The organism is Paraburkholderia sp. C35, from assembly GCF_003121405.1.
GTDB lineage: Bacteria > Pseudomonadota > Gammaproteobacteria > Burkholderiales > Burkholderiaceae > Paraburkholderia.
The window spans coordinates 1-15313 of the sequence record NZ_QBUY01000112.1; the positions used below are offsets into that span (position 1 = coordinate 1).

Annotated in this window: 14 protein-coding genes and 1 riboswitch; of the genes, 4 read left to right on the forward strand and 10 right to left on the reverse strand. The window is 63.9% G+C overall.

Going from position 1 to position 15313, the window contains the following annotated elements; genetic code table 11:
* Positions 1-296, forward strand: a 296-nt coding sequence (locus DK391_RS45085) for a hypothetical protein (RefSeq protein WP_204117509.1), incomplete at its 5' end; no start/stop codon positions are given.
* Here DK391_RS45085 and metF read toward each other — a convergent pair.
* The 6 genes from metF to DK391_RS37200 all read right to left on the reverse strand — a co-directional run bounded on the left by metF (position 239) and on the right by DK391_RS37200 (position 5353).
* The gene (gene metF, locus DK391_RS37175) at positions 239-1069 is read right to left on the reverse strand and encodes a methylenetetrahydrofolate reductase [NAD(P)H] (RefSeq protein WP_109482999.1); all 831 of its coding nucleotides are present in this window, start codon (positions 1067-1069) and stop codon (positions 239-241) included. The genes DK391_RS45085 and metF overlap by 58 nt on opposite strands.
* 18 nt (positions 1070-1087) lie before the next feature.
* A complete protein-coding gene (locus tag DK391_RS37180) occupies positions 1088-1441 on the reverse strand; it encodes a phage holin family protein (protein ID WP_109483000.1) in 354 nt (117 codons plus the stop codon).
* 154 nt (positions 1442-1595) lie between these two features.
* Positions 1596-3017 (reverse strand): adenosylhomocysteinase, encoded by a 1422-nt coding sequence (ahcY, locus tag DK391_RS37185; protein WP_109483001.1) that lies wholly within the window; start codon positions 3015-3017, stop codon positions 1596-1598.
* A gap of 31 nt (positions 3018-3048) precedes the next feature.
* A riboswitch (S-adenosyl-L-homocysteine riboswitch) is annotated at positions 3049-3163 on the reverse strand.
* Between the two features lie 49 nt (positions 3164-3212).
* The gene (locus DK391_RS37190; protein WP_109483002.1) at positions 3213-4022 is read right to left on the reverse strand and encodes a glycosyltransferase family 2 protein; all 810 of its coding nucleotides are present in this window, start codon (positions 4020-4022) and stop codon (positions 3213-3215) included.
* 92 nt (positions 4023-4114) lie between these two features.
* The gene (locus tag DK391_RS37195) at positions 4115-4837 is read right to left on the reverse strand and encodes an LrgB family protein (protein WP_109483003.1); all 723 of its coding nucleotides are present in this window, start codon (positions 4835-4837) and stop codon (positions 4115-4117) included.
* Positions 4838-4861: 24 nt separating this feature from the next.
* On the reverse strand, positions 4862-5353 hold the full coding sequence (locus DK391_RS37200; protein WP_109483004.1) for a CidA/LrgA family protein: 492 nt from the start codon (positions 5351-5353) through the stop codon (positions 4862-4864).
* Positions 5354-5467: 114 nt separating this feature from the next.
* Here DK391_RS37200 and DK391_RS37205 point away from each other — a divergent pair, with 114 nt between their 5' ends.
* Positions 5468-6427, forward strand: coding sequence for a LysR family transcriptional regulator (locus tag DK391_RS37205; protein WP_109483005.1), 960 nt, complete (start codon positions 5468-5470; stop codon positions 6425-6427).
* Positions 6428-6488: 61 nt separating this feature from the next.
* Here DK391_RS37205 and DK391_RS37210 read toward each other — a convergent pair whose 3' ends face one another.
* Positions 6489-8255: an OmpA family protein gene (locus DK391_RS37210; protein WP_109483006.1), complete on the reverse strand. Its 1767-nt coding sequence runs from the start codon at positions 8253-8255 to the stop codon at positions 6489-6491.
* A gap of 121 nt (positions 8256-8376) precedes the next feature.
* Positions 8377-10035 carry a GMC family oxidoreductase N-terminal domain-containing protein gene (locus tag DK391_RS37215; protein ID WP_109483007.1) on the reverse strand — a complete coding sequence of 553 codons (1659 nt, stop codon included), beginning with the start codon at positions 10033-10035 and terminating at the stop codon, positions 8377-8379.
* A gap of 318 nt (positions 10036-10353) precedes the next feature.
* Between DK391_RS37215 and DK391_RS37220 the strand changes: the two genes are divergently transcribed.
* Together DK391_RS37220 and DK391_RS37225 are read left to right on the forward strand one after the other, a co-directional pair.
* Positions 10354-12033, forward strand: a complete 1680-nt coding sequence (locus DK391_RS37220) for an isovaleryl-CoA dehydrogenase (RefSeq protein ID WP_109483008.1) — start codon at positions 10354-10356, stop codon at positions 12031-12033.
* A gap of 37 nt (positions 12034-12070) precedes the next feature.
* Positions 12071-13489, forward strand: coding sequence for a coniferyl aldehyde dehydrogenase (locus DK391_RS37225; RefSeq protein WP_109483009.1), 1419 nt, complete (start codon positions 12071-12073; stop codon positions 13487-13489).
* Between the two features lie 9 nt (positions 13490-13498).
* Here the strand turns inward: DK391_RS37225 and DK391_RS37230 are convergent, their stop codons facing one another.
* Together DK391_RS37230 and DK391_RS37235 are read right to left on the reverse strand one after the other, a co-directional pair.
* Entirely contained in the window at positions 13499-13843 is a 345-nt protein-coding gene (locus DK391_RS37230) for an EscU/YscU/HrcU family type III secretion system export apparatus switch protein (protein WP_109483010.1), read from the reverse strand.
* Positions 13840-15249, reverse strand: a complete 1410-nt coding sequence (locus DK391_RS37235) for a flagellar hook-length control protein FliK (protein ID WP_109483011.1) — start codon at positions 15247-15249, stop codon at positions 13840-13842. Before DK391_RS37235 ends, DK391_RS37230 begins: the two co-directional genes overlap by 4 nt.
* Positions 15250-15313 lie beyond the last annotated feature (64 nt).

A 15313-nucleotide genomic window follows, 5' to 3' on the forward strand; every position in this document is an offset into this window, starting at 1 on the left:
TTTCAGCGGCTTTCTTTTGCCTACTTTTCTTTGCCGCGGCAAAGAAAAGTAGGTGCTGCCCCGCACAGGGGCGACGCGTGAAGAACCGACATCAAAACGCGGATGCCAGCAAAAGCAAAAGCAAAACCAAAACCAAAACCAACAGCGAAAGCGACAAAAAAAAAGCGATGCCCGCTCTCACGCACATCGCTTCTGTCACAAAGATAAAGCAAAACAAGATAAAGCAAAAAACAAACCGTCAGACGCCCAGCCGCTCACAAATCGCCTTGGTAGCAGCCGAACCGTTAAGCGTATAAAAATGCAGCCCAGGCACCTTGGCATCGACAAGCCTGCGGCATAAATCAGCCACAACATCGAGACCAAAAGCACGAATCGACTCACGGTCATCACCAAAACTTTCGAGCCGTCGCGCCACCCAACGCGGCACTTCCGCACCACACATCTCGGAGAAGCGCATCAGTTGCGAAAAATTGGTGATAGGCATGATGCCCGGCACGATAGGCACATCGACGCCCAGCTTATGCGCATCATCGACGAAGCGGAAATACGCGTCAGCGTTAAAAAAGTACTGCGTGATCGCCGAATTGGCACCCGCCTTCACCTTGCGCGCGAAGTTCTCCAGATCGTGCTTCGGTGAACGCGACTGCGGGTGATACTCGGGATACCCCGCGACTTCGATACGGAACCAGTCGCCGAATTCGGCGCGAATGAAGCTCACCAGTTCCGACGCATAACGCAACTCGCCGACCTCGCCCATGCCCGACGGCAAATCGCCACGCAAGGCGACGATATGACGGATGCCATGCGAGCGATACTCGTTGAGAATCGCGCGCAAGCTGTCCTTCGACGAACCGATGCACGACAGGTGAGGCGCGGCTTCGAGGCCGTCCTTCGCCATGTCGAGCACGGTATCGAGCGTGCCTTGCTGGGTCGAACCGCCGGCGCCGAACGTGACGGACACGAACTTGGGCTTGAGCGGCAGAAGCTGCTCGCGCGTGACGCGCAGCTTGTCCAGCCCTTCCTGCGTCTTCGGCGGGAAAAACTCGAATGAAAGTTCGATGGGGTTCATGGTCCTGTTGGCAACCCGTCAGCCAAAGCTGCGGTTACCGAAGATAAGCGCGGACAACAGCCACGACACGATGCTGTACAGAATCGAGCCGAAAAACGCCGACCAGAAGCCCGACACCTCGAAGCCCTTCAGCAGCGACGCGCACAGCCAGAAACACAGCGCATTCACCACCAGAATGAAAAGCCCCAGCGTGAGTATCGTCACAGGCAAGGTCAGCAGGATCAGCACCGGCCGCAAGACGGCATTGATGAGCCCCAGAACGAGCGCGACGATCAGCGCAGTGCCAAAACTGCGAATGTGGATCGACGGCACGAGGTAGGTGATGATCAAAAGTGCGAGCGCGTTGACCACCCAGGTCAGCAATACGGTCATGAACAGCTCCTGTCGTGAAGTCCTGATTGAACTCGAAAGGCATGCGGGAAGCACCTGCCGATGCAGGACATCGCATCGGCCCTCTGCTTCATCCGACGCATCCGCCCTTGCGAGCGGATGCATCCGTCATGCCGCCAAGCGGCTTGGAAGCGGCTTAGTAACGGTAGTGGTTCGGCTTGAACGGACCGTTCTTGTCGACGCCGATGTAGCCGGCCTGTTCCGTCGACAGTTCCGTCAGGTTCGCGCCGATGCGTGCGAGGTGCAGGCGCGCGACCTTTTCGTCGAGCTGCTTCGGCAGAACATAAACCTTGTTCTCGTACTTCGCGCCGTCGACGAACAGTTCGATCTGCGCGAGCGTCTGGTTCGTGAACGAGTTCGACATCACGAACGACGGGTGGCCCGTTGCGCAACCGAGGTTCACGAGGCGGCCTTCTGCCAGCAGGATCACGCGCTTGCCGTCCGGGAAAATGATGTGGTCGACTTGCGGCTTGATGTTTTCCCACTGGTACTGGCGCATCGACGCAACGTCGATTTCCGAGTCGAAGTGGCCGATGTTGCAGACGATCGCGTTGTTGCGCATCGCCTTCATGTGATCGTGGTTGATCACGTGGTAGTTGCCCGTTGCCGTCACGAAGATGTCGGCGTGCGGTGCAGCGGCTTCCATCGTCACGACGCGGTAGCCTTCCATCGCGGCTTGCAGTGCGCAGATCGGATCGATTTCCGTGACCCACACCGTTGCGCCCAGACCGCGCAGCGATTGCGCGCAGCCCTTGCCCACGTCGCCGTAACCGGCCACGACCGCGATCTTGCCGGCGATCATCACGTCGGTTGCGCGCTTGATACCGTCGACGAGCGACTCACGGCAGCCATACAGGTTGTCGAACTTCGACTTCGTGACGGAATCGTTCACGTTGATCGCGGGGAACGGCAGACGGCCTTCCTTCTCCATCTGATACAGACGATGCACGCCCGTCGTCGTTTCTTCCGTCACGCCCTTGATGTGCGCGAGACGCGTCGAGTACCACGTCGGATCAGCGTCGAGGTGCGTTGCGATCGACTTGTACAGCGCGACTTCTTCTTCGTTGGTCGGCTTCGAGATCACCGAACGATCCTTCTCGGCCTTCGAGCCAAGGATCAGCAGCAGCGTTGCGTCGCCGCCGTCGTCGAGAATCATGTTAGCGAATTCGCCGTTCGGCCATTCGAAAATGCGGTGCGAGAATTCCCAGTATTCGTCGAGCGATTCGCCCTTGAATGCGAACACGGGCGTGCCGGCCTGCGCGATGGCAGCAGCAGCGTGATCCTGCGTCGAGAAGATGTTGCACGATGCCCAGCGAACGTCAGCGCCCAGTGCCGTCAGCGTTTCGATCAGCACGCCCGTCTGGATGGTCATGTGCAGCGAGCCAGCAACGCGCGCGCCCTTCAGCGGCTGCTGCGTCTTGTACTCTTCGCGGGTTTGCATGAGACCGGGCATTTCGGTCTCGGCGATGGTGAGTTCCTTGCGGCCCCAGTCGGCCAGCGACATATCGGCAACAACGAAATCCTGGGAATTTTTGGAATCCATGACTGCGGCGTTCATCACGCCCTCCTTTCTAAAAATGACTAGAAATTTGACGTGAGCGCCGTTCAATGCGGTTGGTTTGTTGGCGCGGCGCGCGTCCAATCCTTCCGATAGAAAGCCTTCGAGCCTGGCGGGCCGAACCCGTCGCAACGCTCCTCGAAGACGAACGGCGATTGTAGCAAAACAGGATGGCTTGCGGTATGACGATTCGGCCTATGCCGATTGATCTGGCGGCGTTTCCGTGGCGGGCTGCGCTGTCAGATGCGGTACCAGTTCGGCGCCACGCACTTCCTTCACGGCTTCATACGCGGCGCGCACGAAACGCCATGATGCTTCGCGTGTCGAGTTCACGAGTTCGTCGGACGCGTCGAGCATGCCCATCGAAATGCGGAAGTAGCGCTCGGCATGGATTTTCGGGTGATAGTGCATGCGCACGCGCTTGCGGTCATCGAGACGTGGATTGCCGAAGATATTCAGCAGCGCCAGTGAAAATGCGCCGTCCTCGCCGCCGTAGCGCCGGAATACATCATCAAGCGGAAATCCGCCGAATGTCGTGTAGATCGAGCGGCGAATCACGAGACTGCTCGGCACCGTGTTGCTGAGCGTGGCCGCAAAGGCATCGAACTGATGATGATGGGTGATGTCGTCGGGAAAGCCGCAAAACTCCACGTCGAAGCGGACCGCAACCTGTCCCGGATGCGCTTGCAGAAACGCCGCGGCGACCGCGAGTGCGCCGGGCAGGTATTCGTCGTCGGCATCGATGAAGGCCAGCAGCGGGTGCCGCGCGTGCATCGCGCCCCAGTTCCGCGCGCGCGCTGCGCCGCCGTTCTGCGGCATGCGCAGCAATTCGATCTGTGGATACTGCCGCGCGTACTGCTCGGCGATGTCGGGCGAAGCGTCCTGCGAGCCGTCATCGACAACAAGAATCTGCGCTGCCTCTGGCTGAACCACGACGCTGTCGAGCGTACGAGCGAGCGTCCCGGCGGCGTTATAGCAGGGAATGATGACGGTGAGCGTTTGCATCGCGGAGAGCCAGCATCGGAATGAAGGAAGGCGGCCATGTTAAGTCGTGCCCGCCGCCAGTCATCTCAAATTAGCTTCCGATCGCGGCTGCGTCAAAGGGGCAGCCTCCCGAACCGCGGTGCGAGCAGCACCATCACGACGCCCGCGATCATCATCGTCAGGCTCGCGACCACGCCTTCTTCGCTGCCCAGTTCACGCGCTTTTGCCGTGCCGACGCCATGCGCCGCCGCGCCGAACAGCGCACCGCGCGCGAGCCGCGTGCGCAGCGGCACCAGCGCGAGCACCAGTTCACCGAACAGCATCCCGCAGACGCCTGTCGCGATCACGAACAGCGCGGTCAGATCCTTGGGCGCGTGAATCTTGTCGGAGACGGCGAGCGCAAACGGCGTGGAAACCGAGCGCGTCATCAGGCTGCGCTGCAGTTCCGGCGACAGGTGCAGCAGCTTGGCCAGCGCCAGCGACCCACCCACGGCGACAACGATTCCGACCGTCACGCCGACGGTGAGCGAAATCCAGTGGCGACGCAGCAGATCGCGGTATTCGTAGATCGGCACTGCGAACGCAACGGTAGCCGGGCCGAGCAGCCACATCAGCCAGCGCGTGTCCTGAAAATAGACGGCATACGGAATCCGCGCGACCACGACGATGGCGGCCAGCACCACGGGCACCGCCAGCAGCGGCGTCAGCCACGGCGATTTGAAACGCGCATAGAGCGCCTTCGACGCGAAATAGAGCGCCACCGTCAGCACGAAGCAACCGGCGGCGATCAGCCGGGATGCGTCGTCGGTGAAAAGGGACGAATAGAAGGCGCTCATCGACGGAACCGTCCGGGGCGTGAATTAGAGGAAATTGCGGCCAGCAGCGCGACGGTCGATGGGTGCGCGCTGAACCATCACCCGGCGCAGCGCCAGACGGCGTTCGAGGCGCGCGGCCTGTTCGACGGCGAACGCCACCGCCACCATCACCATCAAGGTGCCCGCGACCACCACCAGCGCGAGGCGCCAGCCGTCTTCGCGGAACAGGCCGCCGTACTGCACAGCCGCGACGGCGGCGGGAATGAAGAACAGCAGCATGTCGGACAGCAGCCAGTCGGCGCCCGCCTTCACCCAGCGCGGCGCGACGCCGCCGCAGAACAGCAGCGCGAGCAGCGCCACGAGGCCGACCACGCCGCCCGGCACCGGCAAGCCGAAACGGCGCACGATGAAATCAGCGGCAAACCAGACCCCGGCGATACCGGCGCTCTGCACGACGATCCGGCCGATCTTCGCGACGGGCGACGTCGCATCGAGGCGGACAGAAGCGGCAATACGGGCGATCAGCGGCGAGATCATGGCAAACCCTAGGTGACTTTTGGATGAGATTCAGTATAGGGTGCAGTGCAGCATAAATATAATGACTTAGAATTATCAACTTCATTCCAAATTGGAATTTCGAGGGCAACGAACATGGAACTGCGCGCGCTTCGCTATTTCGTCGAGGTGGTACGGCAGCAGAGCTTCACCGTCGCGGCCGAGCAGATGTTCGTCACGCAGCCCACCATCAGCAAGATGGTGAAGGCGCTGGAAGACGAAGTCGGCTCGCCGCTGCTGCTGCGCGATGGCCGGCAGATGGTGCTGACGGACGCTGGGCGCATCGTGTACCAGCGCGGTCAGGAAGTGCTCGCGTCGTACGCGCAATTGCAGGCCGAACTGAACGATCTCGACAAGCTCGGGCGCGGCGAACTCACCATCGGCATTCCGCCGATGGGCGGATCACTGTTCACGCCCGCGATTGCCGCGTTCCGCCAGCGTTATCCGAAAGTCGAACTGAAGCTGTTCGAGCAAGGCTCGAAGGCGATCGAGGCCGCGCTGATTTCGGGCGAACTGGAAATGGGCGGCGTGCTGCAGCCCGTCGACGAGATGATCGACGTGCTGCCGATGACGCGTCAGGTGCTGTGGCTCGTCGCGCGTCATGGCTCGCGCTGGGATGCGTTGCAGGAAGTGCCGCTCGCCGATCTGGCGCAGGAGCCGTTCGTGTTCTACGGCGAAAGCCTCGCGCTCAACGACGTCGTGCTGAACGCGTGCCGCACTGCCGGGTTCGCGCCGACGATCGTCGGGCGCAGCGGGCATTGGGATTTCATGGCTGCGTTGGTGCTGGCGGGCGTCGGCATTGCGCTGTTGCCCGCGCCGTATTGCCGACGGCTCGACGACACGCAGTTCACCTGCCGGCCTGTCGTCGCGCCTGAAATTCCGTGGGAAATGGCGATCGGCTGGCGTCGCAACGGCTATCTGTCGCACGCGGCGCGCGCCTGGCTCGAAGTCGCGCGCGAGACGCTGCCTGGCCTCACCACCGACAACTTCACGCACCCGCCTACTTTCGACGTTCGCGCGCCGTCGCCGGATCGAACGAAACCGGCGCCGAAATGAAAAAAGCCGCCCGGCTTGCACCGGGCGGCTTTGGGTCTGATCAGGTTGAACGAAGCGGCGCTTACTGCACGCGCGTCTCGCTGAACTCGATGCGGCGGTTCGCAAAGCGCCCGCTTTCCGTCGCGTTACTCGCGACCGGGCGCACGTTGCCGTAACCCTGCGCGACGATCGCATCGGCGGACACGCCCGCCTTGACGAGGTAAGCGCGCACGGCGTCGGCGCGCTCCTTCGACAGTTCCAGATTCGCTGCCGCGCTGCCGACGTTGTCCGAATAACCCGACACTTCGAGCTTCAGCGCGTGACCGTCCTTCACGCACGCCTTGAGCAACTGCGCGGACTGGTTCAGATCGTCGAATGCCGACTGCGGCACGTGGGCGTCGCGTGACGCGAAATTGACCACTTGCAGGTTCAGCGTCTTGACGAGGTCCGCGCTCGCGCACGATGCGTCCGGCGCGAGCAGCGCCTTCGCCGCATTCTTGAACGATTGCGCCGCATTCGCGACGGCTTGCGCCGGGTCGAATGCGCTGACCTGATACGGCGCGCCGAACACCGATTTCAGATGATCGAGCCAGCCCGTTTTGGCATCGGCGGCCGTGCCGCTCAATTCGACGCGCGTGCCGTCGATTTTCATCTCCGCGCCGGGCGTGGACAGCAGCGGCATCAGCGCGTCGATCTGCGCGAGCCAGTCGGCCGCCTTGCGGTTTTCGTCGATGGTGATATCGGCGTTGAACTTGCCGACACCGAACTTCTTCGTCAGCGCGTTCAGCAGCGCCGACTTCTCGGCGACGTTCTGCACGGTCGCGCTGATGGTCGGCTTGCCGTTCGCATCGACGGAGGCGATCAGCTGCGAGTCTTTCGCAGCAACCGGCGCGGCGTCGGCCTGAACTGCGCCCGACGTGCTGGCCGCATTGTCCTGCGGCGCCTGGGCGACGGGTTGTGCAGTGGCCTCTGAAGCAGGCTGCGAAGCGGTTTGCTCGGGAGCAGCAGGCGCGGCAACAGCGTTGCGCGTGAACCAGCCAGTCGCCGCGGGGCACCACGCCAGCGCCACCCACATCGCCATCGCGGCGATTGCACCGATCAGCGCCGACAATGCCGCCACGCCGAGCCAGTGTTTGGCCTTCAGGCCAACTTGCCGCACTTCGCGCACCGGCGGCATGATCACCTGCGCCGTGGGCGACAGGGTTGGCTCGACAGGATCGCGCACGGGCACCGGCGTGGCCGCGGGATGCTCGAAATGCGAAGACACGGCGCGTACCTGCGAGCCGATCGTCTGAGCGAAGGCAGCCGCGCTACCCAGCCCGAGCACTGTCGTGAGGCCGTCGTTCAGGAACGGCGCGATGCTCGGCAACTGCTGGCCGAGCAGGCTGGGCAACTGACCGATATTGCTGCGGTGATCGAGAATATGGCCTTTGAGTACGCCCATCAGAATGCTGCCCACGATGCCCGACACGGCATGTGTCGCGTGTGCCGGCACGCCTGTTTGCATCGACACAGCGTCGCTCAATCCGTCGATGCGGCGCTCGAACGAATGCTCCAGCAACTGACGTCCCGTAGACGACAACTGCGTGACGCCTGTCGTGCTCGCGAAGCTGCGCGGCAATTGCTCGGCGATATGGGCGTTGACTTCCTGCCCGAGGATCGTCGCGAACAGCGTACGCGCGCCATCGAGCGTCGCGCATCGGTTCAGCAGACCGGCGACCAGCGCCGGCGTCGTCACTTCCACCACTTTTGCCGTCGCTTCCGGCGGCAATCCGAGGCAATTCGACAGCTGTCGAGTTACCGCCTCCGGTAACGCAGCCCGGACCAGTTCAATCACATTGACACTCATCGATTCGTTTCCCTGAATTTCGCACGAGCGCCCCTGCGCCCATCGTTGGGCGGCGATTATAGGAGCGTGAAAATCTCAGAATTGAAGCGATGAACGATTTTTGAGCTTTATAGGATTTCTCTTACGGTGCCGTTTGCGCAATGTCACAAATACCCGCTTTCGACGAAAAATTAGGACTTGCGCCAGCCCGTCGCGTGGCCGCGATGAAATCGGCGGCACGCTCGCCGATCATCACCGTCGGCGCGTTCGTGTTGCCACCGATCAGCGTGGGCATCACCGAGGCATCGACCACGCGCAGCCCCGTCACGCCACGCACGCGCAGCTGAGTATCGACGACGGAGCGTTCGTCGCCGCCCATCCGGCAAGTCGACACGGGGTGATAGATCGTATCGGCGTGCGCGGCGATGGTCGCACGCAGTTCGGCATCCGTCTGGCCGTGCCGCGTATAGAGTTCGCGCCCGCCACACAGTGCCAGCGACGGTGCATCGAGAATACGCCGCGACAGATGCACGCCTTCGACCAGCAGGTCGAGATCGCGTGGATCGCTGAGAAACGCGGGATCGATCACGGGCGCTTCGCGCGCATCGCTGCTCGCGAGCGTCACGGTGCCGCGGCTGTGCGGACGCAGCACGCACACGTGCAGCGAATAGCCGTGTCCCCAGTGCATGTGGCGGTTGTGATCGTCGACGAGTGCGGTGCAGAAATGCAGTTGCAAGTCGGGACGGTCGAGCGTCGCGCGGCTTTTCAGAAAGCCACCCGCCTCCGCGACGTTGCTCGTCAGCATGCCGCGCCCGTTGCGCAGATACGAGACAAAGCCCGGCACCATCTGCGCGAAGCCGCGCAGCGAAAAACCGATGGTCTGCGCCGAGCGCACGCGTTTGTTGAGCGTGAAATCGACGTGATCGGTGAGATTGCGCCCGACCTCGGGCGCGTCGTGCTGCACGGGAATGCCGAACGCGCGCAGATGATCGGCGGGACCGATGCCCGAGCACATCAGCAATTGCGGTGAGTTGAACGTACCCGCCGACAGCACGACTTCTGCACGCGCCTCGATGACTTCCTTGACGCCGCCGCGCATCACTTCGATACCCTTCGCGCGCTTGCCGTCGAAAATCACGCGCAGCACGGCTGCGTCCGCAATGGTGTGCAGGTTCGAACGCGCGCGCCCATAGATATAGGCGCGTGCGACGCTCCAGCGCTGACCTTCGCGCTGCGTCACCTGATAGAAGCCGACGCCTTCCTGCATCGGTCCGTTGAAATCGTCGTTGTGCGGAAAGCCCGCTTCGACGGCCGCCTTCACGAAGCGATGCGAGAACGGATTCTGGAAACGCAGGTTCGATACCGCCAGCGGACCGTCTGCGCCGTGCAGCGCATCGGCGCCGCGCTCGTTGCCTTCCGCGCGGCGGAAATACGGCAGCACGTCATCGAATGACCAGCCGTCGCAGTCGAGACGCGCCCAATCGTCGTAATCGAGAGGATGGCCGCGCGTGTACACCATCGCGTTGATCGCGCTCGATCCGCCGAAGCCGCGCCCGCGAGGCTGATAGCCGCGCCGGCCGTTGAGTCCGGGTTGCGGCGTCGTCAGATAGCCGTAGTTGGTCTTGAGCCGGAACGGCACGATGGCCGCCACGCCGAGCGGCATGTTGACGAACAGATTGCGCTCCGTGTGCGGCCCTGCGTCGATCAGCGCGATGGTCGCGTCCGGACATTGCTCGGCGAGACGCCCGGCCAGCGAACAGCCGCCCGAACCCGCGCCGACGATGACGTAGTCGTATTGCATCCGCTCCTCCTGATGGACTCACCTACCGCCCTGCATTGCTGGCGGCATCTGTCTCGTGCACACTTGTCTACGTGTGTTGGTCTGCGCATTGTAGGGAGCGCGGGCCGCTCGCGCGCTGTTGGCGCCAGAGCGATCACTCTAAACGGAACCCGTGCCGCACCCCTATGATGAAAGATGCTGTCCGCGCCGGATCAGGCGCGCGGATCTCGTTCAAACACAGACATTTACGCGCCGCCGCCTGTGCATCCGGCTTGCGCATGCCAATCAAACAGCCGCCCGGATCAGCACCGGCGCGCGTGCATCGGACGGAGACAACAGATGGAACGGTTCGGCCCCGGCAATACGCATGAAGTGACCAATCAGGTTCCGCCGCTTGCACACTACAACCTGTTTGCAAGCGATGCCGCGCTGTCCGCCGCCGTCGAGCGCGAAGGCGCCGCGTGGCACCGCGAAACACTGGCGCGCGACGGCGCCGCCCTAGGTGCACCAGAGGTGATCGCACTCGCCGAACTGGCCAACCGCCACACGCCCGAACTCTCGACCTTCAGCCCGCGCGGCGAGCGTATCGATGCGCTCGAATTTCATCCGTCGTGGCACACGCTGCTCGGCTTGCTGCGCCGCGAAGGCCTGCACGCATTGCCGTTCTCGGACCCGCAGCCGGGCGCGATGGTCGCGCGTTGCGCCGGCTACTTTCTGCACGCGCAACTCGAATCCGGCTCGCTGTGTCCGCTGACGATGACCTTCGCCAGCATTCCCGTGCTGCAGCGTGAACCTGCCCTGTTCGACACGCTGCGCGACAAGCTCTATTCGCGCGAGCACGATCCGCGCGACGCGCCGCTTTCCCAGAAGACGTCGATGATGATCGGCATGGGCATGACCGAGAAGCAAGGCGGTTCGGACGTGCGCAGCAATCGTACGCAGGCGTTCGCAGCGGACGGCGGCAGTGGCGGACGCGGCGCGGCGTATCGGCTGGTCGGTCACAAGTGGTTTTTCTCGGCGCCGCAGTGCGACGCGCATCTCGTGCTCGCCCGCACCGACGAGCATGAAGGCCTGTCGTGCTTTTTCGTGCCGCGCTTCGCGCCCGACGGCAGCAAGAACGCGGTGCGTGTGCAGCGTCTGAAAGACAAGCTCGGCAACCGTTCGAACGCGAGCAGCGAAGTCGAATTTTTCGATGCCTACGGCGTGATGATCGGCGACGAAGGACGCGGCGTGCCGACCATTATCGAAATGGCGAACTACACGCGGCTCGATTGCGTGATCGGCAGCGCGGCGTTGATGCGCGCGGCACTCGTGCAGGCCATTCACCATGCGCGGCATCGCAGCGCGTTCGGCAAGCATCTCGCCGACCAGCCGCTGATGCGCAACGTGCTCGCCGATCTTTCCCTCGAATCCGAAGCGGCGACAGTGCTGTTCATGCGTCTCTCGCGCGCGTTCGAAGACACGACGAATGCGCCGGAAGAGCGTGCGTGGCGGCGTCTCGTCACGCCCGCCGCGAAGTACTGGGTTTGCAAGCGCACGCTCGAATTTACGGGTGAGGCGATGGAAGTCTGGGGCGGCAACGGCTACGTCGAAGAAGGACCGATGGCGCGCTTCTACCGCGAAGCGCCTGTGAACTCGATCTGGGAAGGCTCGGGCAACGTGATGTGCCTCGACGTGCTGCGCGCGATGGAACGCGAGCCGGACGCCGCGCAAGCCTTGCTCGGCGCGTGGCGCGAAGCGGCGCAGACGCATCCCGCATTGAACGCGGCGCTGCAACGCCTGATGGCAGCGCTGACTTCCGCGCCCGAAGCCCGCGAAGCATCGGCACGCCGCATCGCGCAGCAGCTCGTGCTGATCGCGCAAGCGGTGCTGCTCGTGAAACACGCGCCGTCGTTCGTCGCCGATGCGTTCATCGCGACGCGTCTGGGCGAAGGTTGCGGCGAAAGCGGCCGCGTGTACGGCACGCTGCCCTCGACATTCGATCACGCGGCAATCGTCGCGCGCGCGTTCACGGCTTGAGATCGCACACGATTACAACAACAGGGAGAGACAACCGATGAAGAACGATCTGCCCGAAATCGCGGCACTGGAAGGACTGTTGCGCGAGCAACGCGCGGCGTATCTGAAAGCGCCGTATCCGTCGTGGGATCAGCGCGCCGCGCATCTGAAGGCTTTGCGCGAAATACTGCTCGACAACCGCGACGCACTCGCCGACGCCATGCACGCCGACTTCGGCAATCGCGCGAAAGAAGAAATCCTGCTGGCGGAGTTTCTGCTCGTCAAAGAGGAAATCGACGGTGCGCTCCGTCACGGCAAGCGCTGGATGAGATCGCAGCGCCGCACGACCAACAAGTGGCTGATGCCTGCGCGCTCGAAAGTGGGGCCGCAGCCGCTCGGCGTGGTCGGCATCATCGTGCCGTGGAATTATCCGGAGCTGCTGGCGGCGGGACCGCTGATCAGCGCGCTCACGGCCGGCAACCGCGCGATCATCAAGATGTCGGAACTGACGCCGCGCACCTCGCTGCTGTTCGAGCAACTGATCTCGCAGACCTTCGCGCGCGATCACATTGCCGTGGTGAACGGCGACGCCGCGCTGGCCGCCGCGTTCAGCGCGCAACCGTTCGATCATCTGCTGTTCACCGGTTCGACGAAAATCGGCCATGAAGTGATGCGCGCCGCCGCCACGCACCTGACGCCCGTGACGCTCGAACTCGGCGGCAAATCGCCCGCGATCGTCGGGCCGACTGCGCGCTTCGATTACGCCGTCGACAGCATCGTCGCGGGCAAGACGCTCAACGCGGGGCAAACCTGCGTCGCGCCAGACTATGTGCTGGTACCGCGCGGCAAGGAACAGGCGTTCATCGAGCGGGCGCGCGTGCGCATGGGCCGGCTGTACCCGGATTTCACGCGCAACGCCGATTACACGTCGATCATTTCGGCGCGCCATTTCGAGCGCCTGCAACGTCTCGCCGACGAATCGCGCGAACAGGGCGCGCAACTGCACGCACTCACCGATACCGCGCCCGATGCCGCTGCGCGCCGCTTTCCGCTCATCGCGGTGACGAATGCGCCCGATACGTCACTGCTGATGCAGGAAGAAATCTTCGGCCCGCTGCTGCCCGTGATTCCCTACGATTCACTCGACGACGCCATCGCGTACGTCAACGCGCGTCCGCGTCCCTTGTCGCTGTATCTGTACGACGACGACAAAGCCACCATCGACCGCGTCACCCGCGAGACGATTGCAGGCGGCATGTCCGTCAACGAAACGCTGATGCATCTCGCGTGCGAGAGCCTGCCGTTCGGCGGCGTCGGCGCGAGCGGGATGGGTGCGTATCACGGGTACGAAGGCTTCGTGACCTTCTCGAAGATGAAGCCGGTGTTGATGCAGTCGCGCTACAACGGGCGCGGACTGATCGCGCCGCCGTACGGCAAACGCGTGCGGGCGCTGCTCAATCTGATGCTGCGGTTCTGACGTCGTGCGTCAGATTTCGCTGGCCGGGTCGAAAGTCTCAGGCTGAACCGGCGTGGCAACGACATCGGTCACAACCGATTCGTCGCCCACGCCGCTTTCCAGCCGATGCAGCCACGCGAGCAGTTCCGCGACGGCCTGATACAGGCGCGGCGGAATGCGCGAATCGAGATCGACCTGCATCAGCAGCGACACCATCTCCGGCGACTGGTGCACATACAGCCCGGCTTCCCGCGCGCGCTGCACGATCATCTCGGCGACGATCCCGTAACCCTTGGCGACCACGCGCGGCGAATCGTCATGACCGCTCGCATCGTAGACCAGCGCCGCCGCGCTCTTGCGACTCGTGCGGCTCATTGCATGTCCCAGTCGAAAGCGGTGGAATCGTCGGCGTCGCCTTGCGTGGGTTTGTCCGCGTTCGAGCGCGCATACGCCGATGCCGCCGCAGCCGCCGCGGCTGCGCCACCCGCGGGCAAACTCCCGCCAATTTCGCGGATCGACAGGCCGCTCAGTTCGATGCCCGCTTCCGCGAGACGCTGCCGGAAAGTGTCACCCTGAGCGGCGAGGCGCGCCGCGCCGCCGGGACTGGCCTGCACGCGCGCAACGAGACGCGCGCCTGTCAGCGTGAGTTCGGCGTCGACGGTGCCGAGTGTCGGCAGCGACAGCGTGAGGCGCGTGCGCCACGGATATTCATCATCGGCGGACGCGGCGCCGTTGCCGCTGCGCCGCCATTCGTCGCCTTCCTGTTCGATGGTCCAGTCCAGGCGCGCACCCGGCCACGCTTCGCCCGTCCAGCGGAATTGCCCCGTCGCGAGCAAATCGAGCTGCTGGCGCACGAGGGGAATCGTCGCGGGATGAAGCGCCGCCGCCATCGATTGCTGCTGATGCGCCGTGGCGTCATCCATGCTCGTCGCGTGCGCCGCCGCCGTGCCGCTTTGCGCCGCTGTGCGCGCCGGATCGCCGGGCGTTTCGATGATGTCGTGCGTGGCCAGATCGAACGTGGTGAAGCGCGCCGACTGCGTCTGCGGCCCTTCCGGCGTGCCGCGCGCCGCCGCCACGGCGGCCGCGAACGCCGCTGCGCCCGTATTGCCCGATGGACGGCCTTGCGCCCATGCGTTCGCGTCGTCGGCGTCGTGGTTCAGATCGAGCGGCAATTGCGACTGCGTATCGGAAAGACGGTTCTGCGCCTCGCCCGCGAGCGATTCGACAGGCCGTTGACCCGACAGCCACTGCGCGAGATGCGATTCGTAGAACAGGCCGCTTTCGTCGACCGTGCGCCTGAGCGCCGCAGCCAGTTCGGCGACGGGCAACGGTGCAGCAGCGAGACTGGAAGCAGCCGCCGAGCCTTGCGCAGCATTTGCGCCGCCTGCGTTCTGTGCCGGCGCAGCGTTCGATGCCGCATTGCCGGAACCGGCTGCGGCGGCGCCAGCTTGCGCGGCGTTCGCGCCGGTGTCGAACAGCGGCAGCGGGGCAATATCGATGGCAGGCGCGGCGGGCCATAGCGGCAACTGGCCGACCAGCGCGGGCGTCGCTTCGCCGCCGGAACGCGTGATCGCGTCGAGGGTGAGCGCGACAGCGGACAGCACCGTCTGTGCGGACGCCGGCAACGGCGCGGGCATCATCGCAATGGGTGCGCCGGGCGGCTGCCTGACGTAGAGCGAGGCGTCCGCTTGTGACGCCGTCGCCGTGCGCGTGCTGACGGCAAGCAGGCTGTCGATGCGGCTGGCCAGCAGCGAGGCCACTGCCGTGTCGATTCCACTCATGCCCGCTTCCTCTCGCGCATTGACGCTGCGTGCCGGCTAGCGGCTCTATAGGACGTTATGAAAG